This window comes from Streptomyces sp. NPDC024555 (genome assembly GCF_055559335.1).
In genome coordinates, this window is the sequence record NZ_JBVHKV010000023.1 from 23,967 (window position 1) to 48,119 (window position 24,153).

Here is a 24,153-nt window from a genome sequence, read left to right on the forward strand (position 1 = left end):
GTGCGTCGGGGCTCAGACCCCGGCGTAGGAGTGCTTGCCGGTGACGAAGATGTTGACGCCGTAGTAGTTGAAGATCCAGCAGCCGAAGGCGATCAGCGCCAGATAGGCGGCCTTGCGGCCCTTCCAGCCGGCGGTGGCGCGGGCGTGCAGATAGCAGGCGTACGCGACCCAGGTGATGAAGGACCAGACCTCCTTGGGGTCCCAGCCCCAGTAGCGGCCCCAGGCGTCGCCCGCCCAGATCGCGCCCGCGATGATCGTGAACGTCCACAGCGGGAAGACGGCCGCGTTGATCCGGTACGAGAACTTGTCGAGGGTCGAGGCGGACGGCATCCGGGAGAGCACCGAGTGGGCGAAGGTGCCCGGCTCGCCGCCGTTCGCGATCTTGTTCTCGTAGCTGTCGCGGAACAGGTAGATCAGCGTGCCGATGCCGCCGATGAAGAAGACCGCGCCGCAGATGATCGCGGTGGAGACGTGGATCCACAGCCAGTACGAGTGGAGCGCGGGCACCAGCTGGTCGCTGGAGGTGTAGAGGACCGTGGTCGCCAGACCGAGGTCCAGCAGCACGGCGGTGACCAGGATCAGGCCCATCCAGCGGACGTTCTTGCGCAGGGCGAGCAGGGCCAGGTACGTGCCGACCGCCACCGTGGAGAAGGTGATGGAGAACTCGTACATGTTGCCCCAGGGGGCCCGCTGCACCGACATCGCGCGGGTGACGACGCCGCCCGCCTGGATCAGGAAGGCGAGCACGGTCATGGAGACCGCGATCCGCCCGTAGAGGTCGCCCTGGAAGGTGCCGCCGGCGGCGCCGGGACCGTCCGGGACGTCGCGGGAGCCCGGCGCGGACCGGGTGACGATCGTCGGCCGTTCCAGGACGGCGGTGCCGCCGCCCTTCTGCGCCACCCGGACCTTCACCGTGCCGGCCGCGGCCTGCTCGGGGGTCAGGGCGGCGGCGGTGCGGCCGACCTTGCTGCGGCTGCCGAACACCCATTCCGCGATGTGCGCGAAGAAGGCCAGGGTGTAGACGGCCATCGACGAATAGATCAGCACATTGCTGGTGTGCGCCAGGTTCTCATTGGTCGCGGCGGCGAGATTCACTTCTCAGCCCCTTCGGCAGGCTCTGCGGTGGACGCCTCGTCGGCGTCCGTTTCGGTGTCGGGCGCGGTGGGCGCCTCGGCGTTGAGCGTGACCGCGAGACCGGCCAGCTCCTCGGGAAGTTTCGCGGACTCGCTGCGGCCGAGCCCGGCCATCTCGACGACGGTCACCCCGTCCGCTCCGCGCACGGCCCGGACCCAGACCCGGCGCCGCTGGATGAACAGCGAACCGGCGAGTCCGGCGATCGCGGCGACCGCCCCGCCGAGCGCCCAGCCACTGGCCGGCTGCTCGGAGATCTGGAAGCTGGCCCACTCCTGGAGCCCCTCGAAGGTGATGGAGCCGGCCCCGTTCGGCAGCTTCATCGTCTCGCCGACGAGGAGGCGCTGCTTGAGCTGGTTGCCCTGGGCGTCCTCGAACGGCTTCATCTTCGTCGTGTCCAGCTGGTACACGTTCTGCGCGATGCCGGAGTCGACACCGAGCGAGCCGTGGAAGCCGTTGAGCGCGAGGACGGGGAAGTCGGCGGCCGGGAACTGCGACCACATCGTGCCCTTGCCCTTGCCCGCGAAGGTCGGCACGAAGAAGGCCTGGAAGCCCAGCTGCTCCTTCTTGCCGCTCTTGTCGCGGTAGCCGTCCAGCACCTTGACCGCGCCGCTCGACGTGACGTTGTTGTCGAGGGGCAGCAGCGGCACGGCGGCCTTGTAGACCTCCTTGCCCCGGCCGTCCTTGACGGAGACCACGGGGGCGTAGCCGTGGGCGTTGAGGTAGACCTTGGTGCCGTCGACGACGAGGGGTTCGTTGACCTTGACGACGGTCTTCCTCGGTTTGCCGTACGCGCCCTCGGAGTACGTGATGTGGGCCTCGTACGTCCTCGGCGTGCCGATCTGCGGGCCGCTGCGCTCGTAGGTGCCCTTGAAGTCGTCCAGGGTGAAGCTGAACGGGGTCAGCCCGTCGTTGTCGAAGAGCGAACCGGACTTGAAGTCGTCGTACTGGGTGATCGTGTTGGAGAAGCCGTCGCCCTCGACGATCAGCTTGGCGCCCTCGGACTTGAAGAGCTGCCCCACGGCGAAGGCCACCAGCATCACGATCAGCGCGATGTGGAAGACCAGGTTGCCGGCCTCGCGGAGGTAGCCCTTCTCGGCGGCGACGGAGTCCCCGGTGGTGTGGACCCGGTAGCGGCGCCTGCGGAGCATCGCGACCGCGGCCTCGTGGACCTGCTCGGGCTCGGTCGCGGTGCGCCAGGTGGTGTACGCGGGCAGCCGGGTGAGGCGCTTGGGGGCGCCCGGCGGGCGGCTGCGGAGCTGGCCGACGAAGGTGCCGGTGCGCGGCACGATGCAGCCGATGAGCGAGACGAACAGCAGGATGTAGATCGCGGAGAACCACACCGAGCTGTAGACGTCGAAGAGCTGGAGCTTCTCGTAGAGGGGCGTGACGGTGGTGTGCGCGTTCTTGAACGTCTCCACCTTGAGCTGGTCCACGCTGTTCTGCGGGATCAGCGAACCGGGGATCGCGCCCAGCGAGAGCAGGAAGAGCAGGATCAGGGCGACCCGCATGGAGGTGAGCTGGCGCCAGAACCAGCGGATCCAGCCGATCACGCCCATGGCGGGGAGGTTCGCCAGGGGCTCCTCGCGCGGGGCCGTGGAGAGCTGGGATCCGGCGGCGTCCAGCTCGGACGTGCCGTCCCGCTCCTCAGTGGCGTTCGACGTGGTCTTGCTCATCGGTACTCAGATCCCCACCTGGAAGCCGGACGACCAGCCCTGCAGTTCCTGCATCATGCTGCTCCATGCGCCGGTCAGCAGGAGCAGCCCGGTCACGATCATCATGCCGCCGCCGATGCGCATGACCCAGGCGTAGTGGCGCTTGACCCAGCCGAACGCGCCGAGCGCCTTGCGGAAGGCGACGGCGGCGAGCACGAAGGGCAGGCCGAGGCCGACGCAGTACGCGACGGTCAGTATCGCCCCGCGCCCGGCGGTGCCCTGGTCCATCGCCAGGATGGAGACGGAGCTGAGCGTCGGGCCGAGGCACGGGGTCCAGCCGATCCCGAAGAGCGCGCCGAGCAGCGGCGCCCCGACCAGGCCGGTCACCGGCTTGCGGTGGATGCGGAACTCGCGCTGCGTCATCCACGGCATCAGGCCCATGAAGAAGAGCCCCATGAGGACCATCAGGACGCCGAGCACCTTGGTGAGCGGGCCGCTGTTGGCCTGGAGCGTGTCGCCGAAGTAGCCGAAGAGCGCGCCGCCGGAGACGAAGACGGCGGTGAAGCCGGCCACGAAGAGCGAGGCTCCGGCGACCATGCGGCCGCGCCGGGCCTCGGCCAGATCGGCGCCGCTGACCCCGGTGACGTAGCTGAGGTAGCCGGGCACGAGCGGCAGGACGCACGGCGAGAAGAAGGAGACGAGTCCGCCGAGCAGGGCCAGCGGCAGGGCGGCCAGCAGCGCTCCGCTCAGAACCGTCTCGTTCTGGGTGACAACGGCGAGGGCGGTCACCTGATCACTTCTCCGCGATCAGCGGGTCGATCATCTCGCGCAGCCGGGTGTCGTCGAGCGGGCCGACATAGCGGGCGGCCAGCTTGCCCTCGCGGTCGATGACGACGGTCGAGGGGATGGACTGGAGCTTGAACGTGCCCTTGGGGAAGCGCAGGAGGAGCTTTCCGGTGGGGTCGTAGAAGCTCGGGTAGGTGACGCCGAAGTTCTCCTCGAAGCTGATGGCCTGGGCCCGCTCCGGGTCGCGGGTGTTGACCCCGACGAACTGGACGCCCTGGCCGGCGGTCGCCTTCGCCACCTTGGTGAAGTACTTGGCCTCCAGCCGGCACGGCGCGCACCACGAGCCCCAGGCGTTGAGGACGACGACCTTGCCCTTGTAGGCGGAGAGGTCGAGCTGCTTGCCGTCGAGGGTCTCGCCGTCGAGCTTCGGGGCGTCGGCCCGCTCGCCCCGGGCCGCGGTGGAGATGCCGGTGGTGCCGGTGACGAAGTTGGTGTCGCCGCCGCCACTCGTCGTGTTGCCGGATCCGCACGCGCTCAGGGTGAGGGCGAGCGCGACGGCCGCCGCGGGGGCGGCGAGCAGGGTGAAGCGGCGTCGGGGTACGCGGCCATGGCTCATGTGAAAAGTTTCGCATGACCGTTTCGGGGATCTTGGGCACCCCCCTCGGTGCCCGTAAAGCCCGTTGTCAGGCCTGTTTAAAGAAGGCGTTCCAGCCGCCCGCGGGCGCCTCGCCGACCTGGAGCGTACGCAGCTTGGCGAGCACCGCCGGATCCTGTACGTCGAGCCAGTCGACGAACTGCCGGAAGGAGACGAGGCGCACATCCGGCTTCCCCGCGATGTGCTTGAGCACCTCTTCGACGGCATCCATGTAGATACCGCCGTTCCACTCCTCGAAGTGATTTCCGATGTAGAAGGGGGCGCGGTTCGTCTCGTAGGCGCGCTGGAATCCCTTGATGTACGACTGGGTGGCCTGGTCGCGCCAGCCGGGATAGCGGGAGGGCATTCCCCGGGTCGAATTCTGCGACTGGTTGGCCAGGATGTTGTAGTCCATGGAGAGGACCTCGAAGGTGTGCCCGGGGAAGGGGATGCCCTGGAGGGGCAGGTCCCAGACGCCCATGCGCTTGCTGGGCCAGACCTGGGTGCCGCCGGGCGAACTGGCGTCGTAGCGCCAGCCGAGCTTCTTCGCGGTGGGGAGCAGATTGTCCTGTCCGAGCAGACAGGGGGTGCGCCCGCCGACGAGTTCCTTGCGGTAATCGAAGGGCAGCGGATCGAGATCGGTCCAGCCGGTGTTCGTGCGCCATTCGGTGACGAAGGAGACCGCCTGGTCGATTTCGCTCTGCCACTGGTCCGCGGTCCAGCCGGCCACCGATCCGGAACCGGCGCAGAAATGGCCGTTGAAGTGCGTGCCGATCTCGTGGCCGTCGAGCCAGGCCCGGCTGACGTTCTTCAGCGTCTCCTTGATGTGGCCGTCGGTGAGATAGCCGATGTCCGAGGCGCCGACGCGGTTGTTGGGCGGCCGGTAGAGGGTTTTCTTCGATTCGGGCAGCAGATAGAGCCCGGAGAGGAAGAAGGTCATCGACGCGTTGTGCTGTTCGGCGAGTTCGAGGAATCGCGGGAAGAGCCCGTTGCCGACCTCGCCGGCCCCGTCCCAGGAGAGGATCACGAACTGCGGGGGCGTCTGGCCGGGTTCCAGCGGGAGCGGGGCGGCCGGCTGGCGCGGCTGCCTGCCGGTGTCGGCGGTGGAACCGTCCCCGATCGCGCGGACGTCCTTCTTCGCGGGCTTCCCGCCCTTGACCGCGCCGTCGGCGCCCTTCTCCCCCCTCGTCCCCTTGTCCGGTGCGGTCCGGTCCGTCTCCGGCGAACCGGAGGAACCGCATCCCGCCACCCCGACGGCGGCGGCCGCCCCGAGTCCGGCTCCGAGCAAACCCCTTCGGCTGATGTCGCGCATGCGGTTCCCATCTCCGGTCGTATTGCCTCAAGTCCATACAAACTGGCAATGGCTTAGATGGGCGAAGCAACACGGAGGTTCCTCGAATTAACACACAATTCTTTACGGAACCAGGGCCTGGCGATGACCGAACACAAGACCTACGCCGAAACCGCCCCGAACCTCGCGTACGGAAACACCGGACGACCAGATTCCGCCCAGTTGGATCACGACTGGTCAAAAAGCGGGCCGGGAGCGATCACATCCGCTCCCGGCCATCCGCCTCCGGCTTCCGCCGCGCACAAGGATCAGGCGCCGAACCCCTTCGACGCGCCCTTGACCGGCTTGGCCCCGGCCAGCAGATGCGCGGGCACCAGATCCCGGGCCGGCTCGGTGTAGCCGACCGAGACGATCTTGTCGCCCTGGTACGTGAAGCTGGTCAGCGAGGCCAGCGTGCACTGGCGCTTGCGCGGGTCGTGCCAGAGCCGGCGGCGCTCCACGAAGCTGCGGACGATCCAGATCGGCAGCTGGTGGCTGACGCAGACCGCCTCGTGGCCGCGCGCCGCGTCGCGGGCCGCGTCCAGGGCGCCCATCATCCGGACGACCTGCTCGATGTACGGCTCGCCCCAGGACGGGCGGAACGGGTTGGTGAGGTGCTTCCAGTTGTCCGGCTTGCGCAGCGCGCCGTCCCCGACCCCGAAGGTCTTGCCCTCGAAGACGTTGGCCGCCTCGATCAGCCGTTCGTCGGTGGCGAGGTCGAGCCCGTGCGTCGTGGCGATCGGCGTCGCCGTCTCCTGGGCCCGCTCCAGCGGGGAGGCGACGACATGGGTGATGTCGCGCTTCTCCAGGTGCTCGGCGACCCGGTCGGCCATCTTCCGGCCCAGCTCCGAGAGGTGGTAGCCGGGGCGGCGCCCGTAGAGCACGCCTTCCGGGTTGTGCACCTCCCCGTGGCGCATCAGATGGACGACGGTGAGGTCGGCGCGGCTCTTCTCACTCATGCGGTGGCCTCCGATGCGGCGCGGGCGGCGGCGGGCAGCGCGGCGGCGATCCGCTCGACGGCCCGGGTGTCGTGGGCGGTGGAGACGAACCACGACTCGAACGCGGACGGCGGGAGGTAGACCCCCTGCGCCAGCATCGAGTGGAAGAACGGGGTGAAGCGGAAGGCTTCCTGCCGCTTGGCGTCCTCGTAGTTCTTCACGGGGCCCTCCGTGAAGAAGACGGAGAACATGTTGCTCGCCGCCTGCACGGTGTGCGCGACGCCCTCCTTGGCCAGGGCCTCGCTCACCAGCCCCCGGATCTCCGCGGAGACCGCGTCGACCGTGGCGTACGCGGCGTCGTCCAGCAGCCGCAGCTGGGCCAGCCCGGCGGCGGTGGCGACCGGGTTCCCCGACAGCGTGCCCGCCTGGTAGACCGGGCCGGCCGGGGCCAGGTGCGCCATCACGTCGGCGCGCCCGCCGAAGGCCGCGGCCGGGAAGCCGCCGCCCATGACCTTGCCGAAGGTCATCAGGTCCGGCCGCACCCCGTCGACGCCGAACCAGCCGGCCTTCGAGGTACGGAAACCGGTCATGACCTCGTCGGAGATGTACAGCGCGCCGTTGGCGGCGCAGATCTCCTTGAGCCCCGCGTTGAACCCGTCCAGCGGCGGGACGACGCCCATGTTGCCCGGGGACGCCTCGGTGATCACACAGGCGATCTCGCCGGGCTGCGCGGCGAAGGCGGCCCGGACGGCCTCCAGGTCGTTGTACGGCAGCACAATGGTGTCGCCCGCCTGCGCGCCGGTGACCCCGGGCGTGTCGGGCAGCCCGAAGGTGGCCACCCCGGACCCGGCGGAGGCCAGCAGCGCGTCCACGTGGCCGTGGTAGCAGCCGGCGAACTTCACGACCTTCGCCCGGCCGGTGAAACCGCGGGCCAGGCGGATCGCGGACATGGTCGCCTCGGTGCCGGACGAGACCAGCCGCACCTGCTCCACGGGCTCGACCCGGGCCACGATCTCCTCGGCCAGCGCGACCTCGCCCTCGCCGGGCGTACCGAACGAGGTGCCGCGGGCGACGGCCTCCTGGACTGCGGCGATGACCTCGGGGTGGGAATGGCCGAGAATCATCGGCCCCCACGAGCACACGAGGTCGACGTACTCACGACCGTCCGCGTCCGTGAGATACGGACCGGTACCGGACACCATGAACCGGGGCGTACCGCCCACGGCGCGGAAAGCACGGACGGGAGAGTTCACGCCGCCGGGCGTCACGAGGGACGCGCGGTCGAAAAGCGTCTGCGAAACTGGGGCGTCATAGGGAAAGCTCACACATGCCATGGTGTCAGAGCCGCGGACGGAGTTGCGGACAGGTGTTTCACCGCACGCCCGCGGGGGAGGTCACTGACACGATGATCGGGTTGCGCGGCGGGGGCTGTGTCTCCTAGTTAAGTAGTCGGGTGGATGAGATATGCATCGCGGTGGCGGAGTGGGCGAAGGGACCGACGGCCTGGGACCCGAGCCTGCCCGGCGGGGCAGGCACCGGCGCGAGGCCGAGCGCGAACAGGACGTGCCGTCCGGTGACGCGCCGCTCGTGGGCGCCGGAGGCAGGAGCGGCCGGGTGGGGGTGACCTACAAGTACTTCGGCGCGCCCGACGGCGCCACGGCCGCCCGGGTGCCCATCTCCATGCGCCCGGAGGAGCTGGGCGGCGACGAGCTGGGCATGGGCGGCATGTTCACCAAGATCAAGCCGGAGACGGTGGCCGCGATGGTCCTCACCGGCATACAGGGCATACCTCTGCACAAGGTCCCGCCGCTGGAGCTGGTCGTCCTCCACCCCGACTACGCGGTGGTCAAGCTCCCCATGACCGTGGTCGACCCGCTGCGCGGCGTGGGCGAGGAGTCCGTCGGCGCGGCGGCCTTCATCTGGTCCACGGTCCCGGACCGGGGCGGCCCGCGCGACGCCTTCAACGTGTACCAGCTCCTCCACGAGTGGCAGGACTTCAGCCACCGGCTGCACGACGCGGGCCACCAGGCGTACTGCCTGGTGTGGCCGTAGGCACCGGACCCCGCGGTCCGGGCCGTCCGCGGGCGCCGGGCCGAACACACTCCCGCCGAACGCACGGCCCGCCCCGGAGCCCCTCGCCGAACACACGGTCCAGCCCCCGCGCCACCGGCTCCGACCTGCACGAAGAGCGCTTCCTGGCCACCACTATCCGGCCATTCATTGGCCGAAGAATGATCTTCAGCTGACCTGCCGAACCTGCCGATGCACGGGGCACCGACATCGAGGGAGGTCTGCCGTGGGCGACATTCTGCTGGCTCTGTCCATTCCCGTGCTGGTCTTCGCCAGCGGCCTCTACGCACTGGCCGAGACCTGGTGGCGGCGGCGCCACCCGGCACCCCCGTCGCCGTACACCCACCAGGCGGCCCGGCTGGCCGAGCAGGCCATGCTCCGGGACGCCGAACGGATCGTGGACGACGCCTACGGCACCTTCGAGGAGCTGTACGACGGACCCGGGGCGAGGACCCGCGACGGTGGCGCCCCCGCACCCGGCCGGATCCGGGCCAAGGCGCGCCCGTAGCGCCGTACCGGGCCGGATGCCGGGGCATTGTCAGTGGCGGCCCCTAGGCTCTGCCGCCATGTCCGATCCCCACGGCCCCCGGCGCGACACCCGGGGCATCGTCGACGCCCCCGGACTGTTCGCGCGGGTGCGCTTCCGCCGCCGGACACCGGCCCCCGAGCTGCGGCCGTACCTGGAGCACTACTGGCTGATCGACTGGGACCTGCCCGAGCCGTACGTCTCCCGGCTCGTCCCGCACCCGAGCGTGAACCTGGTCTTCGGCCGGTACGCCGGCTGCGGGGACGAGGCGGCCGGATCCGCCGAGGTCTCGGGGATCGGGCTCGGCCTCTTCACCCAGCGGCTGGAGGGGACCGGGCGGGTCTGCGGGGTGCAGTTCCGGCCCGGCGGCTTCCGGCCCTTCGCACCGGGAGCGCCGGTGTCCCGGTGGACCGGGCGCCGGCTCCCCGCGCCCCGGGTCCTCACCCCGCCCGCACCGCCGTCGGCGGTGCTGGACGCCGGTGACGAGAACGCCCGGGTGGCCGCGCTGGACGCGTACCTGCGGGCGCTCCGCCCCGCACCCGACCCACGGGCCCACCGGGCGATGGCCCTGGCCGACCTGGTGCGCACCGACCGCACGGTGCGCCGCGTCGACGGGCTGGCCCGCGCGGAGGGCGTCTCGGTGCGCTCCCTGCAACGGCTGTTCGCCGCGTACGTGGGCGTCGGCCCCAAGTGGGTCATCCTCCGCTACCGCATCCACGAGGCGCTGGAGCGGGCCGGTTCCGGGCCCGGGGTGGACTGGGCGGCGCTCGCCGCCGACCTCGGCTACAGCGACCAGGCCCATCTGGTGCGGGACTTCACCGCCACGCTCGGGGTACCGCCGACCGCACTCGCGGACCACTGAGCGGGACCGGACGCGGGAGCCCGCGAACAATTATCTGCGCGACGCAGCTTATGTGTGACACAGTGAAACCCGCCGGACCGCCACGAGGCCCGGCCCCACCGCTCCACCGCCCCACCGCCCGCATCCGCATCCGCATCCGCATCCGCATCCGAGGAGACCCCTCCCCCATGACCACGCTCGTCACCGGCTCCCGGGGCCGCATCGGCTCCGCCCTCGTCACGCTCCTGCACCACGAGGGCCGCCCCGTGCGCGCCGCCTCCCGCCGCCCCCAGGAGCTCGCGCCCCCGGACGGCGTGCCCGCCGTCGCCTGCGACCTCGGCGATCCGGCCACCTTCGCCCCCGCGCTGGACGGCGCCGACTCCGTCTTCCTCTACGCCGAGCCCTCCCGCATCACCGAGTTCGTGACCGCCGCCGAACGGGCCGGAGTGCAGCACGTCGTCCTGCTCTCCTCCAGCTCCGTCCTCGCCCCCGACCCCACCGCGAACCCCGTCGCCGCCCTCCACCACACCGTGGAACAGGCCCTGACCCGCTCCTCCCTCACCACGACCCTGCTGCGCCCCGGCGCGTTCGCGGGCAACGCCCGCCAGTGGTCCGCCGCCTTCCGCGCCGGCCGCCCCGTCGAACTGCCCTACCCCGACAGCGGCATCAGCCCCATTGACGAGGCCGACGTCGCCGCCTCCGCCCTCGCCGTCCTCACCGACCCCCGGCTGCGCGGCGGCGCCCACCACCTCACCGGACCCGCCTCCATGACCGTCGCCGAACAGGTCGAGATCATCGGCCGCGCCTGCGGCAACCCGGTCGGCTCACGCCCCGTCACCCGCGAGGCCTGGCTGGACTCCGTGGCCTCCTTCATCCCCGCGGACATCGCCGTGGCCCTGCTCGACCACCTCGCCACCACCGACGGACTGCCCGACGACGTCACCGGCACCGTCCAGGAGCTGACCGGCCGCCCCGCCCGCACGTTCGCCGACTGGGCCGCCGACCACGCCGACGCGTTCCGCCCCTGAACCGCGCGGACCACCCGGCCCCGCCCGAAACCCGTGGCCCGCCCCCGCGCCCCGATGGCATCCTGACCGCGTGAACGGACCCGAGATCACCTTCGACGTCGCCCCCGGACTGCGGCTCTTCGTCGCGCACGGGCGGCGTGGCGGACGCACCGCCGTCACCACCGACGGCGTGTCCACCCTCGGCCACGTCGTGGAGTCCCTCGGCGTCCCGCTCACCGAGGCCGGCGAACTCCTCGCCGACGGACGCCCCGTCCCCGCCTCCCACGTCCCGGCGGCCGGCGAACACATCGAGGTGCGGGCCGTCCCACGCCCCCAGCAGGTCCCCGGCGCACCCCTGCGCTTCCTGCTCGACGTCCACCTCGGCACCCTCGCCCGGCGGCTGCGGCTGCTCGGCGTCGACACCGCGTACGAGAGCGAGGACATCGGCGACCCGGCCCTCGCCGCACGCTCCGCACGGGAGCGGCGGGTGCTGCTCTCCCGCGACCGGGGACTGCTGCACCGGCGGGAGATCTGGGCCGGCGCGTACGTCTACAGCGACCGGCCCGAGGAGCAACTGCGCGACGTCCTCGGCCGGTTCGCCCCGCCGCTCGCCCCCTGGACCCGCTGCACCGCGTGCAACGGCGCGCTCACGGCCGCCGACAAGGACTCCGTCGGGGACCGCCTGGAGGCCGGCACGCAGCGCTCGTACGACGTCTTCGCCCAGTGCGCCGACTGCGGCCGGGTCTACTGGCGCGGCGCCCACCACGCCCGGCTGGAGGCGATCGTCGCGGAGGCGGTACGGGACTTCGGCGACGCGGCCTAGCCGGCCCCCTCGGTCCCCTCCCGCAACAGGGCGATCTGGGCGGCGCTCAGCTCCACGGTCCGGCGCATATGGCCGATGAGCAGCGCGATCTCGTCGTCGTCGTACGGCTCGAAGAGGGTGTCCCAGCGGCCCGAGAGCCGCTGCCAAACGGCGCCGACCTCCGCCATCCGCTCGGGCACGGTGGCCACCAGCACCCGCCGCCGGTCCGCCGTGTCCCGGGCGCGGGTCACGAATCCGGCCCTCTCCAGCCGGTCGACCAGCCGGGTGGCCGATCCGGTGGTGAGCCCGGTCAGCTCCGCGACGCGGCCCGTGGTGACCGGCTCCTCCTCCAGACCGAGCAGGTTGAGGCACTGGAGATCGGTGGGGTGGAGCCCCAGACGGTCGGCCACCGCCTGGTTGAACAGGGCGTACGACGCCATGTAGCGGCGCGAGGTGACGGCCAGCTCGGCCAGCAGGGCGCTGCGGCGGGACGATGACTTCTGCGGCATGCAGAGAGTGTACGGCGCAGGGAATTCTCCCCGGGCGGTACGCGGGCGCGGCGCCCCGCATGACACCCTGCTGCCATGTCCGTGGCCCGTTCCCTCGCGCTCTTCGTCCTCGCCGCCCTCTTCGAGATCGGGGGTGCCTGGCTGGTCTGGCAGGGCGTCCGGGACCACCGGGGCTGGGCCTGGATCGGCGGGGGCGTCCTCGCCCTGGCCGCCTACGGCTTCGTCGCCACGCTCCAGCCGGACGGCGAGTTCGGGCGGGTGCTGGCGGCGTACGGCGGGGTCTTCGTCGCCGGTTCGATCGCCTGGGGCATGGTCGCCGACGGCTACCGGCCCGACCGCTGGGACGTGACCGGGGCGCTGGTCTGCCTGGCCGGGATGGCCGTGATCATGTACGCCCCGCGCCACCGCTGAACCGCCGCTGCCTATCCTGGGCCCCGTACCGATCCGCTGTCCGAGGAGCCCGCCATGGCCGCAACCCCCATCGCCGTCGTCACCGGTGCGAGCAGCGGCATCGGTGCCGCGACCGCCCGGCAGCTCGCGGCCGCCGGCCACCGTGTCGTGCTGACCGCCCGCCGCAAGGACCGCATCGAGGCGCTGGCCGCCGAGATCACCGCGGCCGGCCACCAGGCGACCGCGTACCAGCTGGACGTCACCGACCGCGCCGCCGTCGACGAGTTCGCCACCGCGTTCCGCTCCCTCGCCGTCCTCGTCAACAACGCGGGCGGAGCGCTCGGCGCGGACCCGGTCGCCACCGGCGACCCGGACGACTGGCGCCGGATGTACGAGACCAACGTGATCGGCACCCTCAACGTCACCCAGGCCCTCCTGCCCGCCCTCACGGCGAGCGGCGACGGCACGGTGGTCATCCTCTCCTCGACCGCCGGCCACGGCACCTACGAGGGCGGCGGCGGCTACGTGGCCGCCAAGCACGGCGAGCACGTCCTCGCCGAGACCCTGCGCCTGGAGATCGTCGGCACCCCGGTCCGCGTCATCGAGATCGCCCCCGGCATGGTCCGGACCGAGGAGTTCGCCACCACCCGCTTCCGCGGCGACACCGAGAAGGCCGCCAAGGTCTACGCCGGCGTCGACGCCCCCCTCACCGCCGACGACGTCGCCGACACCATCACCTGGGCGGTCACCCGCCCCAGCCACGTCAACATCGACCTCCTGGTCGTCCGCCCCCGCGCCCAGGCCTCCAACGCGAAGGTGCACCGGACGGCGTAGGACGGCGGGGCCGGGGCTCGAACACCCTGGCCACCCGTTCGAGGGAACCGGATCGATCCCCCGCAATCCCGGCGTGCTCTCTGCCTACGGTCGACGTACCTTCACGCAGATCGGCTCCCGGCCGGATATCCAGTCCAGGCCGAGAGCCTCACCACCAAGGAAGTGGGCTTCCCGTGGCTGAGCACGACCCTAGCGCCCCCGCACTCTTCGACCTCGGCGATCTTCCGCCCCGCACGACCGGCTTCATGGACCTCACCGACGGCCGGTACGCCTACATGTTCGGCTTCATCCAGGCCGACGGCCATCTCCATGCCGGTACGGGGCGGAAGGGCCGTCTGAGCGTCGAGATCAACGTGCGGGACATCGCGATACTCCAGCAGTTCCAGGAGCTGACCCCGTACAACAGCCGTATCACCGAGCGGATCCGCTCCACCAACTTCTCCGAGCGGCACCACTCCGCGATCTGGACGGTCTGGGCGCTCGAAGCCCGCTCCCTGATCAACGAACTGGGCGTTCCCTACGGGCGCAAGTCGCGGCGCATCACGCCGCCCCGCGTCGACTTCTCGGCCCGTGACTACCTTCGCGGCGTCATCGACGCCGACGGCTCGGTCGGCCTCACCGGCCAGGGCTTCCCGTTCGTCTCCCTGACCACGGCCAGCACAGCCGTGGGGGCCTACCTCTGCTTCTACGCGAAAAAGGTCACCGGGGCCCGGCGCATCATCTCGCGCAACGCGCGCGACGGCGTCTACAACGTCATGTACACCATGGAAGCGGCGGTCGGCCTCGTCGAGCACCTCTACTACCCCGGCTCCCTCGCGCTGAGCCGCAAGCAGGAGGCCGCGTCGGCCGTCCGTGCCTGGCAGCGTCCTCCGGGAACGAAGCCACGCGGCACGAACCGTCGCTGGAAACCGTGGGAGGACGAAGTGCTCCTACGGCTCGACAGCGCCGACCTCGCGGCACCCGAACTCGACCGGAGCGTGGCCAGTTGCTCCGTCCGGCTGTGGCGGCTGAAATCGGGCCGGGCCACAGCTTCCGCCGACAGGTCGGCCGGCTGCTGACCGATGCGTGGGCGGGTGGCCCCCGGATGCCTCCGGGCGGCTTCCGCCCACGCCTCAGCCCTTCACACAGATGACCTGCTTCAGCTTGGCGACGACCTCGACCAGGTCGCGCTGCTGGTCCATGACCTGCTCGATCGGCTTGTAGGCGCCCGGGATCTCGTCCACGACGCCGGAGTCCTTGCGGCACTCCACGCCCCGTGTCTGCTCCTCCAGGTCCTTGGCCGAGAAGCGCTTCCTGGCGGCGTTCCGGCTCATCCGGCGGCCGGCGCCGTGCGAGGCGGAGTTGAAGGCCTTCTCGTTGCCGAGGCCCTTCACGATGTACGTGGCCGTGCCCATGGAGCCGGGGATGATGCCCAGTTCGCCGCCGCCCGCCCGGATCGCGCCCTTGCGGGTGACCAGCAGGTCCATGCCCTCGTACCGCTCCTCCGCCACGTAGTTGTGGTGGCAGCTGACTTCCTGCCCGAAGGAGACCCTGGCCTTCTTGAACTCCTTGCGGACCACATGCTTCATGAGCGCCATCATCGCGGCGCGGTTGTACTTGGCGTACTCCTGCGCCCAGTACAGGTCGTTGCGGTAGGCCGCCATCTCCGGGGTGTCCGCGAGGAAGACGGCCAGATCGCGGTCGACCAGTCCCTGGTTGTGCGCCAGCTTCTGCGCCTGCCCGATGTGGAAGTCCGCCAGTTCCTTGCCGATGGCCCGCGAACCGGAGTGCAGCGTCAGCCAGACGGCACCGTCCTCGTCGAGGGATACCTCGATGTGGTGATTTCCCCCGCCGAGCGTTCCCATCTGCTTCGTGGCCCGTTCCTGACGGAATTTGACCGCTTCGGCGACTCCGTCGAACCGCGCCCAGAAGTCGTCCCAGCGGACCGCCGCGAGGTCGGGGAGGCGGGACGGGTCGACCGGGTCCTCGTGCATGCCGCGGCCGACGGGGATGGCGCGCTCGATGCGGGAGCGGAGGCCGGAGAGGTCGCCGGGGAGGTCGTTGGCGGTGAGGGAGGTCTTGACGGCGGACATGCCGCAGCCGATGTCGACGCCGACGGCGGCCGGGCAGACCGCGCCGTGCATCGCGATGACGGAGCCGACGGTGGCGCCCTTGCCGAAGTGGACGTCGGGCATGACGGCCAGGCCCTTGATCCACGGCAGGGTGGCGACGTTGCGCAGCTGCGCCATCGCGACGTCCTCGACGGACGCCGGATCGGTCCACATCCGGATGGGAACCTTCGCACCCGGTACCTCTACATACGACATAATCCCTCGATTCCCCCGAAAAGCCTGAAAGCGCAAAACCGGCACCAAGGTCGGCAAAAGAGTCGGTCGACCGGCGTCCACGGCAGCGCGTGCGATACACATTGTCTCCACCGGCCGCCATCGGGCGGCAACCGTTTTTCGCGCGAAGGGAGCCCAGGACCGTGCGACGAATGGCGTACGTACCCGGCGCCGTGCTGATCGCCGCGCTCGTCGCCGGCTGCAGTGCCGGCGGTGAGGGCGACGCGTCCACCACCGACAGCAAGCCCGGGACCCTGGCCGCCTCCGCCGCCCCGCCGGGCAAGTACCGCACGCTCCCCGAGCCCTGCCGGGCCCTCTCGCCCAGCACCCTGAAGGACCTCCTGCCGGGCGCCGCCCAGCTGCCCGAGGCCCAGCAGGAGAAGGTGTACGAGGGGACGCCCGCCGGGACCTTCGACACCGACCGGCGGGTGGGCTGCGCGTGGAAGTCGGACGCCCCGGAGGGCTCCCGCAGCCTCTCCGTGGACTTCGAGCGCGTCGTCTCGTACGACCCGGCCGTCAGCGACGACGACCGGGCCCGCGAGGTGTACGCGAAGAAGGAGTCCGCCGCCGATCTGCCCGCGTCCGGGCTCACCGCCGACAGCGGGGACGGCGGCGGGGACGCGAAGGACGGGGCCAAGGACGGCGCGGCGTCGCCCGGTCCGGGGGTCACCCCGAGCGCCGGTGCGGACGGGGGCGCCGGGGCCCCGGCCGAGGACCTGCGGCCCCGGGTGCTCGACTCGCTCGGGGACAGCGCGTTCCTCGACGACGCGCTCACCCGGGCCGGCTCCACCGCGCAGCACCGCACGGTCAGCGTGGTGTTCCGCACATCGAACGTCATCGTCACCATCGCGTACACCGTGCAGCCCGCCCTCCCCACGGAGGTCCCGGACAGCAAGGAACTCCAGGACAAGGCCCAGGCACTGGGCCAGAAACTGGTCGACCGCTTCAGCGAATGACGCCGTTCCCGGGCCGCTCCGGCGGCCCCGGGCCCGGTCCGCGCGGCCCGGCGCCGAGGCGGCGTCCGGCGCCCGTCCGTCGTACCGTGGCCCTCCGGAACACCGTCCCCGATCGTCTGGCAGCCCGACCGCCGCGCCACCCGAGTGAAGGAACCATGCACCGATCAGCTCCGCGACTCGCCCGCATACTCGCCTGCGCCGCCGTTCCGGTGATGCTCGTCGTCGCCGGCTGTTCGTCGGACTCCGACGGCGGGAAGAAGGACGACGCCTCGTCCGCCGCGCCGCAGCCGTCGAAGACGGAGCCGGCCGTCGCGCCGGCCAAGTTCGCCGAGCTGCCCGAGCCGTGCGACTCCGTCTCCGCGAAGACGGTCACCTCCCTCGTGCCGTCCGTGAAGACCAAGAGCGGCACCCGGAGCAAGTCCTCCGACGCCGCCGCCCGCGGCGGCTGCTCCTGGAACGGTCTGGACGACAACGGCGTCAAGGGCTCCCAGTACCGCTGGCTCGACGTCGGCTTCACCCGCTCCGCCTCCGACCAGGCGCTGGGCAGCGGCGCCGACCGGGCCGCCGAGGACTACAAGAAGCAGGTCGCCAAGGCCCAGGCGGCCGAGGGCGCCAAGAAGCTCGCCACCGTCCCCGTGGCCGGGCTCGGCGAGCAGGCGACCGCGATCACGTACGACCTCAGCAAGACGGGTGAGGACTTCAAGTACGCGACGGTCATCGCCCGTACGGGGAACGTCGTCGTCACCGTCAACTACAACGGGGCGGGGTACGCCGGCGCGAAGACGCCGTCGGGCGCCGACATCCTGAAGGGCGCCGAGAAGGCGGCGAAGGAGGCCGTCGCCTCGGTCGCCGACGCCAACGAGGGCGCGAAGACCGAGCCGAGCGGTTCGCCGAAGGCCTCCGCCTCCGCGAAGACCGGCTGACCTCCCGGTACGCGCCCGCCCGGCCGCCGGCGGCCGGGTCCGTGCCCGGACGTGCGAAGCCCGGTTCCCTCGCGGGGGCCGGGCTTCGCCCCTCCCCGCGCGACGGCCCGGCCCGGCATGTGCCAGGCTGTGCCCGCCGGAAACGTATATGGGGAGGGGATCGCGGGTGGCCGCGATGCAGTTGACACGCACGCACCGGATACTCATCGGGCTCGTCATCGCCGGTGCGGTGCTCATCGCGGGGATCGGCTTCGCGGGGTCGTACGCGGCCGTGCGCGAACTCGCCATCGACAAGGGCTTCGGCACCTTCTCGTACTTCTTCCCGATCGGCATCGACGCCGGCATCTGTGTGCTGCTCGCGCTGGACCTGCTGCTGACCTGGCTGCGCATCCCGTTCCCGCTGCTGCGGCAGACGGCCTGGCTGCTGACGGCGGCGACCATCGCGTTCAACGGCGCGGCGGCCTGGCCCGATCCGCTGGGCGTCGGCATGCACGCGGTGATCCCGGTGCTGTTCGTCGTGGCCGTCGAGGCGGCCCGGCACGCGGTCGGCCGGATCGCGGACATCACGGCCGACAAGCACATGGAGGGCGTGCGGCTGACCCGCTGGCTGCTGTCGCCGGTGCCCACGTTCCGGCTGTGGCGGCGCATGAAGCTGTGGGAGCTGCGCAGTTACGAGCAGGTCATCAAGCTCGAACAGGACCGGCTGATCTACCAGGCCCGGTTGCAGGCCCGGTTCGGGCGCAACTGGCGCCGCAGGGCGCCGGTGGAGTCCCTGATGCCGCTGCGGCTGGCCAAGTACGGTGTGCCGCTGGCCGACACGGGTCCGGCCGGACTGGCGGCCGCCGGGGTGGAGCCGGTGCTCCTGCCCCCGTCGCCGGTCCCGGCCGCCGTGGAGACCCCCGCCCCGGCCGCCGCGCAGCCCGAACTCGCCGCCGCGCCGCGGCAGGACCAGGACGCCGGGCCGGAGCTCCGGCAGCAGTACGCGGGGCAGGAGCTCCAGCAGGGGCCCGTGCAGCAGCCCGCCGGCCCCGACGCCGATTCCGCCCAGAACCCGTGGTTCGCGACGCAGGCGCAGATGGACGCGTACGCGGGCGCGTACGACCCGACGTACATCGAGGGGCTCGAACCCTCCCCGGTGATGGTTCCCACGGGTCCGGGCGGGCGGATGCGTCCGCTGGGGGACGTCGGCACGATCGGCGCGGTCCAGGGGCAGATGCCCGTCCAGCAGGGGCCTGTCCAGCAGGTGCCCGTCCAGCAGGGGCCGGTGCAGGGGCAGATGCAGGGGCCCGTGCAGGCGCAGGCACAGGTGCCGGTCCAGGAGCAAGTGCCGGGGCCGGTCGTCGCTCGGGAGCACATCGCGGTGCAGGAGCCGCTGGCGGCCCAGGTGCCCGTCTCCACGCAGGAGCAGGGTGGCGCGGTGCCGGTCCAGGAGCAGCCGGTGGCAGAGGCGGCCGAGGAGTGGGCCGAGAAGTGGGCGCAGGAGGACGCCGAGTTCGGTGAGCTGGCGTACGAGGTGTTCGCGAAGTTCGTGACCGAGAACAACACGTATCCGAGCATCGAGGTGCTCGACATACATCTGTCGGACGCCCACAATGTGCGTCACCCGCGGAGTGTGGCGCTGCTGCGGCAGCTGATCCAGGGGTTCAAGAACCGCTACCACAAGGAGCAGGAGGCGGAGCACATCGCGTGATCCGCTGAACCGCGTGCTTCCGACGAGGGCCGTCACCCGTGACCGGGTGGCGGCCCTCCGTGCTGTCCGGGGCGATGTCTCTTAAGGGGCACGGCCGATACGTCCTAGGTCCTCTACATATCGTCGCGCGGCCCGCCTAGATTCGTTGACGTACCGCAAATGAATACGAACCACGGCACGGCACGACAGCGCGAAGGCCGGTTCCCCTACCCAGGAACCGCCCCCCCCCGAACAGGCATTCTCTGCTGCCGCACATTCGCGTCACCCTTTCTTCTTCCGGTCCGTTGTGCTTTTCGCCGTCCTTCCGTCGTCGGCTTCCGAACGATCCGTGCGCGCATTTCCCCCCGTCCACTTCGCGCGGTGAATTCCGCCGGCCCCGTCAATGAGAGGAACACCGTGTCCCGCGCCCTTCCGCTACGAGCCGTGCTCGCCTCCGCGGCCGTTCTCACGGCGATCGCGCCGATAGCCCTGCCGGCTCCCGCGCTGGCCGCCGCCCCCTCCACGGCGGCCGCGGTCGCCGGCCGTCACGCCGGTCCTGCCGTGATCGACACCCGGGCGACCGATGTCTATCCGGAGGGCGTCGCCTGGGACCCCACGCGCCGTGCCTTCCTGGTCGGCTCCGCCCTCAAGGGCACCCTCTCGGTGATCCGGCTGGACGGCACCGTGACCGAGCTGGCGCCGAGCATCGGCATGGTCTCGACGCTCGGTGTCCGGGTGGACGTCGCCCGCAACCGCATCCTGGTCGCGTACAGCGACTTCTGGATCCGTCAGCGTCTGGAGGTCGGGGACCAGCCGCCGACCTCGGGCGTGGCGGTCTACGCCCTGGACACCGGGAAGCTCCAGCGCCGCATCGACGTGGCGCGCGGGCTGTCCCGTACCTTCGCCAACGACCTGACCTTCGATCCGAAGGGGAACATCTACGTCACGGACTCCGTGTCGCAGACGCTCAACCGGATCGATCTGCGGGGCCGGGTCACCCCGGTCGTCTCCGACCCGCGGTTCGCCGCGGACATCGTCGGGCTGAACGGGATCACCTGGCACCCGGACGGCTATCTGCTGGCGCTGCGCTACGACAACGGCGCGATGTACAAGATCTCGCCGAACGCCCGGCCGGGCCACCGGGTGGCCGAGGTCCGGCTGCCGGAGCCCCTGGTGGGCACGGACGGGCTGGCCCTGCGTCCGGACGGTTCGCTGGTCGTCGTGACCAACGACATCGGCTCCAACGTCGGTGCGCCGGGCGGTGTCGACGCCGTCACGGTCGTGGACTCGAAGGACGGCTGGCGCAGCGCCCGGGTCCGTTCGCGGGTGGACGACTGGCCCGCCGCCGGTCCGACGACGGTGGCCGTGACCCCGTACGGCGACTACGTGCTCAGCGGTGAGGTGGGCACGGTCCTGGTCGGGCAGGTCTCCGACCGGATCGTCCTGCGTCGCCTGCCCTGCGCCCCCACGCGCCATCCCTCCACGAGCAGCAGCTCCTCCATCAGCAAGGGGACGATCCGATGACGGAAACCCGAGGTCGCGGCCCGCTCTGGGGTCTGGTGGCCACCTCTCTGCCCATGTTCATGGTGTCGCTCGACAATCTCGTCGTCACCAACGCGCTCGCCGAGATCGGCAAGGACTTCGAGGTCCGGCAGTCCGAGCTCCAGTGGGTGATGAACGGTTATGTGCTGGCGTTCGCCGGGCTGTTGCTGGCCGGTGCGGCGCTCGGTGACCGGTTCGGCCGGCGTCGGGTGTTCCTCGGCGGTGTGGCGCTGTTCACGGCCTCGTCGGTGGCCTGTGCCATGGCCGGTTCGGTCGTGACGCTGGTGATCGCCCGGGTGGCCCAGGGCGCGGGTGCGGCGGCGATCCTTCCGGTGTCGCTCACCCTGGCGGTGGGCGCGGTCTCGCGGGCGCAGCGCAATCTCGCGGTCGGTGTGTGGGGCGGCGTCAACGGCCTCGGTATCGCGGCGGGTCCGCTGGCCGGTGGTCTGGTGACGGAGAAGATCGACTGGAGCTGGATCTTCTGGATCAATGTGCCGGTCGGTGTGATCGCGCTGCCGCTGGCGCTCTGGGCGGTGGCGGAGAGCCGGGGCCGTGAGCGCAGTCTGAACATTCCGAGCATGGTGCTGGTGACCGGTTCGGTGGTCTCGGCGGTCTGGGGCATCGTCTCGGCGGCGGACCACGGCTGGGGCCGTCCGAACACGCTGATCGGGCTGTCGCTGACGGTGGTCCTGGCGGTGGCGTTCATCGTCTCCGAGCGGTCCAGCAGCACTCCGCTGATTCCGACGCACATGTACCGGGCGCGGGCGTTCGTGCTGAGCAACGTCGTGTCGATCACGATGTACTTCGGGGTCTTCGGCTCGATCTTCTTCCTCACCCAGTTCCTTCAGGGCCCGATGGGCTACTCGCCGTTCGAGGCGGGGCTGCGGACCATTCCGTGGACGCTGGCGCCGATGTTCGTGGTGCCGGTGGCGAGCCAGTTCGTGGACCGGATCGGCGGCGGGGTGCTGCAGGCCGCGGGCTGTGCGCTCCAGGGGATCGGGCTGGGCTGGATCGCCCTGGTCGTCACTCCGGACGTGGGGTACGGCGCGATGGTGCCGGCGCTGGCGCTGGCCGGGATCGGCATGGGGCTGGTCTTCGCCGGCAACCCGGCCACGGTGATCTCGGCGGTGCCGGAGAACGAGCAGAACAAGGCGTCGGGCGCCAACAACACCAGCCGCGAGTTCGGCGGTGCGCTCGGGGTGGCGGCGCTGACCACGGTGTTCAGCCGTCAGGTGGCCTCGAACACCTCGGGCGACCCGGCCTCGGCGTTCACGGACGGTCTGGAGGCCGCGCTGTGGATCGGGGTGGCCGTGGTGATGCTCGGCGCGCTGAGCGGGCTGTTCATCCGGCGCAGTGCGGAGCGGGCCGGTGATCTGGCGGACGCCGAGAACCGGGAGCAGGTGTCGGTCGCGGCCCACTGACGCGCCGCGCCGTCCCTTCCGTACCGCCTCGCACCGCCCCGTTCCGCCCCTACTGCCCGTCCCGAGAACAGGTTTGGAGGTTTCCGATGACCACTCAGGTGCTGGAGGAGTCCGCGACGACCGCGGTCCCCGCCGTCGAGTACGGGCGCACGATCGAGCGCTCGCTCGCGCACCGGTCCGCGATATCCGAGGTCTTCGTCACGGACGTCAGGACCGTACGTCCGATGGCGGTGACCGCCGGGATCCATCTGCCGCTGACCCACCTCTACTACAGCGACCACCGCACCCGGCCGAAGCCGCACGATTCGCTGCTGCTGCTGGAGGCGGGGCGGCAGGCGGCGATCGCCGGTTCGCACACGAACGCGGGGGTGCCGGCCGGGACGCTCGCGATCGTGCACGGCTTCCGGTTCGAGGTGCGCGACCTGGCGGCGCTGCGGATCGGCGCCGAGCCGGGCGCGCCCCGGGTCGACACCGACTTCTTCGGGAAAACGGCGCGGCACAGCGGCCGGTACCGCAAGGGCCGGCTGGAGCAGCGCATCTTCCTGGGGGAGGTGCACGTCGCCGATCACTCGATGGACGTGCTGTTCCTCAAGGGGGACGAGAACGAGATCCTGCGCCATGCCCAGCGGGGCACGCCGGCGCCGCTGAGCACCGACTTCACCGAGGACACCCGGGCGGTACGGCGCGTGGCGCCGGAGCTGGTCGGGCGGGACAACCCGCTCAACGTGGTGCTGGGCGTCCCGGAGTTCTCGGCGGAGGAGGTCGTGGCGCCGGTCGTGCCGCGCTTCGACAATCCGGCGCTGTTCGACCACGCCTACGACCACCTCCCGGCGATGACGCTGGTGGAGGCGGCCCGGCAGCTGGCGCTGCTGACGGCCGGGACGGAGCGGGCGGCGTCCACGTCGGCCGATCTGTGCGCGGTCGGGTACGAGGGCGGCTTCCAGCGCTTCGCGGAGCTGGACGTGCCCCTGACGGCGACCGCGGCGCGGGCGCCGGAGCGGGAGGGGCGGTACGCGATCCGGGTCCGCTTCCGGCAGGGCGCGGAGGAGATCGCGGATCTGACGGTCACGGTCGCCGATGTCACCCGGGTGCCCGCCGCCCCCGCCCGCGTCCCGTCCGTCGAAGGAGCGTGAGGAGCCGGTATGTCCGAGAACACCACCGCACCGCCCATGGCCGTCTGGTCGGACTTCGGCGGGGTGCTGACCCCGCCGCTGGCCCACACGATGAAGACGTTCTGCGCCTCGATGGGGCTCGACCAGGCGGTCCTGGGCCGGGCGCTGGCCACGGTCACCGCCCGGTACGGCACCAGCGACATCATGCTGCCGATCGACACGCCTCTGGTGACGGAGGAGGAGTGGCTCCAGGAGATCGGTGACGTGCTGGAGGCCGAGCACGGGGTGACCCTGCGGCTGACCACGATGGCGGACGCCTGGTTCGACGGGCGGGAGACCAATCACGCCTGGGTGGCCCAGCTCCGCAAGGCGCGCGACCGCGGCGCGTTCGTCGGGATGCTGTCGAACATGGTGCCCGCCTGGGACCCGTACTGGCGGCGGATGATCGAGCCCGAGGCGCTCTGGGACGACGTGCTGCTCTCCTTCGAGGTCGGCCACCGCAAGCCCTCCCCCGGCATGTTCGCGCTCGCGGAGCGGCGTTCGGGTCTTCCCGCGCACCGCTGTGTGCTCGTGGACGACCTGCCGGAGAACTGCGCGGGCGCCGAGGCGGCCGGCTGGCAGGCGGTCCTGTTCACGGACGCCGAGAGCGCGGGCGCCCAGCTCGCCGCGCTGTGGGAGGGCCTGGCGTGAGGCGCCGTCCGGTCCTGTCCACGACCACCGCTGTGACCGTGATCCGGTCCTGTCCCCGGGGCG

At 71.3% G+C, this 24,153-nt stretch carries 24 protein-coding genes; 15 read left to right on the top strand and 9 right to left on the bottom strand.

Annotation, left to right across the window (positions count from 1 at the left end; all coding sequences use genetic code 11):
• Positions 1-12 precede the first annotated feature (12 nt).
• The 7 genes from ccsB to hemL form a co-directional block, all read right to left on the bottom strand.
• Positions 13-1,095 carry a c-type cytochrome biogenesis protein CcsB gene (ccsB, locus tag ACZ4FH_RS31060; protein ID WP_467309106.1) on the bottom strand — a complete coding sequence of 361 codons (1,083 nt, stop codon included), beginning with the start codon at positions 1,093-1,095 and terminating at the stop codon, positions 13-15.
• The gene (resB, locus tag ACZ4FH_RS31065; protein WP_467309107.1) at positions 1,092-2,807 is read right to left on the bottom strand and encodes a cytochrome c biogenesis protein ResB; all 1,716 of its coding nucleotides are present in this window, start codon (positions 2,805-2,807) and stop codon (positions 1,092-1,094) included. The genes ccsB and resB overlap by 4 nt, the downstream gene beginning before the upstream one ends.
• 6 nt (positions 2,808-2,813) lie before the next feature.
• Entirely contained in the window at positions 2,814-3,575 is a 762-nt protein-coding gene (locus tag ACZ4FH_RS31070; RefSeq protein ID WP_467309108.1) for a cytochrome c biogenesis CcdA family protein, read from the bottom strand.
• A 4-nt stretch (positions 3,576-3,579) separates the two neighbouring features.
• Positions 3,580-4,188, bottom strand: a complete 609-nt coding sequence (locus ACZ4FH_RS31075; protein ID WP_383650569.1) for a TlpA family protein disulfide reductase — start codon at positions 4,186-4,188, stop codon at positions 3,580-3,582.
• 67 nt (positions 4,189-4,255) lie between these two features.
• Positions 4,256-5,518 carry a polysaccharide deacetylase family protein gene (locus tag ACZ4FH_RS31080; RefSeq protein WP_467309109.1) on the bottom strand — a complete coding sequence of 421 codons (1,263 nt, stop codon included), beginning with the start codon at positions 5,516-5,518 and terminating at the stop codon, positions 4,256-4,258.
• 287 nt (positions 5,519-5,805) lie between these two features.
• Entirely contained in the window at positions 5,806-6,495 is a 690-nt protein-coding gene (locus ACZ4FH_RS31085; protein WP_383650575.1) for a histidine phosphatase family protein, read from the bottom strand.
• Positions 6,492-7,808: a glutamate-1-semialdehyde 2,1-aminomutase gene (gene hemL, locus ACZ4FH_RS31090; protein WP_467309110.1), complete on the bottom strand. Its 1,317-nt coding sequence runs from the start codon at positions 7,806-7,808 to the stop codon at positions 6,492-6,494. The genes ACZ4FH_RS31085 and hemL overlap by 4 nt, the downstream gene beginning before the upstream one ends.
• 130 nt (positions 7,809-7,938) lie before the next feature.
• Between hemL and ACZ4FH_RS31095 the strand changes: the two genes are divergently transcribed.
• From ACZ4FH_RS31095 to ACZ4FH_RS31115, 5 genes are all read left to right on the top strand, one after another.
• A complete protein-coding gene (locus ACZ4FH_RS31095) occupies positions 7,939-8,526 on the top strand; it encodes a hypothetical protein (RefSeq protein WP_467309111.1) in 588 nt (195 codons plus the stop codon).
• Positions 8,527-8,770: 244 nt separating this feature from the next.
• Positions 8,771-9,052, top strand: a complete 282-nt coding sequence (locus tag ACZ4FH_RS31100) for a hypothetical protein (protein WP_467309112.1) — start codon at positions 8,771-8,773, stop codon at positions 9,050-9,052.
• A gap of 58 nt (positions 9,053-9,110) precedes the next feature.
• Positions 9,111-9,932: a DUF6597 domain-containing transcriptional factor gene (locus ACZ4FH_RS31105; RefSeq protein WP_467309113.1), complete on the top strand. Its 822-nt coding sequence runs from the start codon at positions 9,111-9,113 to the stop codon at positions 9,930-9,932.
• A gap of 167 nt (positions 9,933-10,099) precedes the next feature.
• Entirely contained in the window at positions 10,100-10,939 is an 840-nt protein-coding gene (locus ACZ4FH_RS31110; RefSeq protein WP_467309114.1) for an NAD(P)H-binding protein, read from the top strand.
• A gap of 70 nt (positions 10,940-11,009) precedes the next feature.
• Complete coding sequence (locus ACZ4FH_RS31115; protein ID WP_467309115.1) at positions 11,010-11,741, top strand: Mut7-C RNAse domain-containing protein; 732 nt, start codon at positions 11,010-11,012, stop codon at positions 11,739-11,741.
• On the opposite strand, the gene ACZ4FH_RS31120 is transcribed toward ACZ4FH_RS31115, so the two are convergent.
• Complete coding sequence (locus ACZ4FH_RS31120; RefSeq protein ID WP_467309116.1) at positions 11,738-12,229, bottom strand: MarR family winged helix-turn-helix transcriptional regulator; 492 nt, start codon at positions 12,227-12,229, stop codon at positions 11,738-11,740. The two genes, ACZ4FH_RS31115 and ACZ4FH_RS31120, sit on opposite strands and share 4 nt — an antisense overlap.
• Before the next feature lie 75 nt (positions 12,230-12,304).
• Between ACZ4FH_RS31120 and ACZ4FH_RS31125 the strand changes: the two genes are divergently transcribed.
• The 3 genes from ACZ4FH_RS31125 (at position 12,305) to ACZ4FH_RS31135 (ending at position 14,511) form a co-directional block, all read left to right on the top strand.
• The gene (locus ACZ4FH_RS31125) at positions 12,305-12,640 is read left to right on the top strand and encodes a YnfA family protein (RefSeq protein WP_385114496.1); all 336 of its coding nucleotides are present in this window, start codon (positions 12,305-12,307) and stop codon (positions 12,638-12,640) included.
• A 54-nt stretch (positions 12,641-12,694) separates the two neighbouring features.
• Positions 12,695-13,453, top strand: coding sequence for an SDR family NAD(P)-dependent oxidoreductase (locus tag ACZ4FH_RS31130; RefSeq protein WP_467309117.1), 759 nt, complete (start codon positions 12,695-12,697; stop codon positions 13,451-13,453).
• Positions 13,454-13,626: 173 nt separating this feature from the next.
• Positions 13,627-14,511, top strand: a complete 885-nt coding sequence (locus ACZ4FH_RS31135) for a hypothetical protein (protein WP_467309118.1) — start codon at positions 13,627-13,629, stop codon at positions 14,509-14,511.
• Between the two features lie 54 nt (positions 14,512-14,565).
• Here the strand turns inward: ACZ4FH_RS31135 and ACZ4FH_RS31140 are convergent, their stop codons facing one another.
• Positions 14,566-15,759: an RtcB family protein gene (locus ACZ4FH_RS31140; RefSeq protein WP_467309119.1), complete on the bottom strand. Its 1,194-nt coding sequence runs from the start codon at positions 15,757-15,759 to the stop codon at positions 14,566-14,568.
• A gap of 170 nt (positions 15,760-15,929) precedes the next feature.
• Here ACZ4FH_RS31140 and ACZ4FH_RS31145 point away from each other — a divergent pair, with 170 nt between their 5' ends.
• From ACZ4FH_RS31145 to ACZ4FH_RS31175, 7 genes are all read left to right on the top strand, one after another.
• Positions 15,930-16,733: a DUF3558 domain-containing protein gene (locus tag ACZ4FH_RS31145; protein ID WP_467309120.1), complete on the top strand. Its 804-nt coding sequence runs from the start codon at positions 15,930-15,932 to the stop codon at positions 16,731-16,733.
• Between the two features lie 155 nt (positions 16,734-16,888).
• Positions 16,889-17,656 carry a DUF3558 domain-containing protein gene (locus ACZ4FH_RS31150; RefSeq protein WP_467309121.1) on the top strand — a complete coding sequence of 256 codons (768 nt, stop codon included), beginning with the start codon at positions 16,889-16,891 and terminating at the stop codon, positions 17,654-17,656.
• 166 nt (positions 17,657-17,822) lie between these two features.
• Entirely contained in the window at positions 17,823-19,346 is a 1,524-nt protein-coding gene (locus ACZ4FH_RS31155; protein WP_467309190.1) for a DUF2637 domain-containing protein, read from the top strand.
• 396 nt (positions 19,347-19,742) lie between these two features.
• Positions 19,743-20,849: an SMP-30/gluconolactonase/LRE family protein gene (locus ACZ4FH_RS31160; protein ID WP_467309122.1), complete on the top strand. Its 1,107-nt coding sequence runs from the start codon at positions 19,743-19,745 to the stop codon at positions 20,847-20,849.
• The gene (locus ACZ4FH_RS31165) at positions 20,846-22,288 is read left to right on the top strand and encodes an MFS transporter (protein WP_467309123.1); all 1,443 of its coding nucleotides are present in this window, start codon (positions 20,846-20,848) and stop codon (positions 22,286-22,288) included. The genes ACZ4FH_RS31160 and ACZ4FH_RS31165 overlap by 4 nt, the downstream gene beginning before the upstream one ends.
• Positions 22,289-22,374: 86 nt before the next feature.
• Positions 22,375-23,421 (top strand): AfsA-related hotdog domain-containing protein, encoded by a 1,047-nt coding sequence (locus ACZ4FH_RS31170; RefSeq protein ID WP_467309124.1) that lies wholly within the window; start codon positions 22,375-22,377, stop codon positions 23,419-23,421.
• A gap of 9 nt (positions 23,422-23,430) precedes the next feature.
• The gene (locus ACZ4FH_RS31175; protein ID WP_467309125.1) at positions 23,431-24,090 is read left to right on the top strand and encodes an HAD-IA family hydrolase; all 660 of its coding nucleotides are present in this window, start codon (positions 23,431-23,433) and stop codon (positions 24,088-24,090) included.
• Positions 24,091-24,153 lie beyond the last annotated feature (63 nt).

Coding starts and splice junctions, on each gene's coding strand:
- resB (WP_467309107.1), bottom strand. CDS start 2,807: ATGAGCAAGACCACGTCGAACGCCACTGAGGAGCGGGACGGCACGTCC.
- ACZ4FH_RS31075 (WP_383650569.1), bottom strand. CDS start 4,188: ATGAGCCATGGCCGCGTACCCCGACGCCGCTTCACCCTGCTCGCCGCC.
- ACZ4FH_RS31080 (WP_467309109.1), bottom strand. CDS start 5,518: ATGCGCGACATCAGCCGAAGGGGTTTGCTCGGAGCCGGACTCGGGGCG.
- ACZ4FH_RS31085 (WP_383650575.1), bottom strand. CDS start 6,495: ATGAGTGAGAAGAGCCGCGCCGACCTCACCGTCGTCCATCTGATGCGC.
- hemL (WP_467309110.1), bottom strand. CDS start 7,808: ATGGCATGTGTGAGCTTTCCCTATGACGCCCCAGTTTCGCAGACGCTT.
- ACZ4FH_RS31095 (WP_467309111.1), top strand. CDS start 7,939: ATGCATCGCGGTGGCGGAGTGGGCGAAGGGACCGACGGCCTGGGACCC.
- ACZ4FH_RS31105 (WP_467309113.1), top strand. CDS start 9,111: ATGTCCGATCCCCACGGCCCCCGGCGCGACACCCGGGGCATCGTCGAC.
- ACZ4FH_RS31110 (WP_467309114.1), top strand. CDS start 10,100: ATGACCACGCTCGTCACCGGCTCCCGGGGCCGCATCGGCTCCGCCCTC.
- ACZ4FH_RS31120 (WP_467309116.1), bottom strand. CDS start 12,229: ATGCCGCAGAAGTCATCGTCCCGCCGCAGCGCCCTGCTGGCCGAGCTG.
- ACZ4FH_RS31125 (WP_385114496.1), top strand. CDS start 12,305: ATGTCCGTGGCCCGTTCCCTCGCGCTCTTCGTCCTCGCCGCCCTCTTC.
- ACZ4FH_RS31130 (WP_467309117.1), top strand. CDS start 12,695: ATGGCCGCAACCCCCATCGCCGTCGTCACCGGTGCGAGCAGCGGCATC.
- ACZ4FH_RS31140 (WP_467309119.1), bottom strand. CDS start 15,759: ATGTCGTATGTAGAGGTACCGGGTGCGAAGGTTCCCATCCGGATGTGG.
- ACZ4FH_RS31145 (WP_467309120.1), top strand. CDS start 15,930: ATGGCGTACGTACCCGGCGCCGTGCTGATCGCCGCGCTCGTCGCCGGC.
- ACZ4FH_RS31150 (WP_467309121.1), top strand. CDS start 16,889: ATGCACCGATCAGCTCCGCGACTCGCCCGCATACTCGCCTGCGCCGCC.
- ACZ4FH_RS31165 (WP_467309123.1), top strand. CDS start 20,846: ATGACGGAAACCCGAGGTCGCGGCCCGCTCTGGGGTCTGGTGGCCACC.
- ACZ4FH_RS31170 (WP_467309124.1), top strand. CDS start 22,375: ATGACCACTCAGGTGCTGGAGGAGTCCGCGACGACCGCGGTCCCCGCC.
- ACZ4FH_RS31175 (WP_467309125.1), top strand. CDS start 23,431: ATGTCCGAGAACACCACCGCACCGCCCATGGCCGTCTGGTCGGACTTC.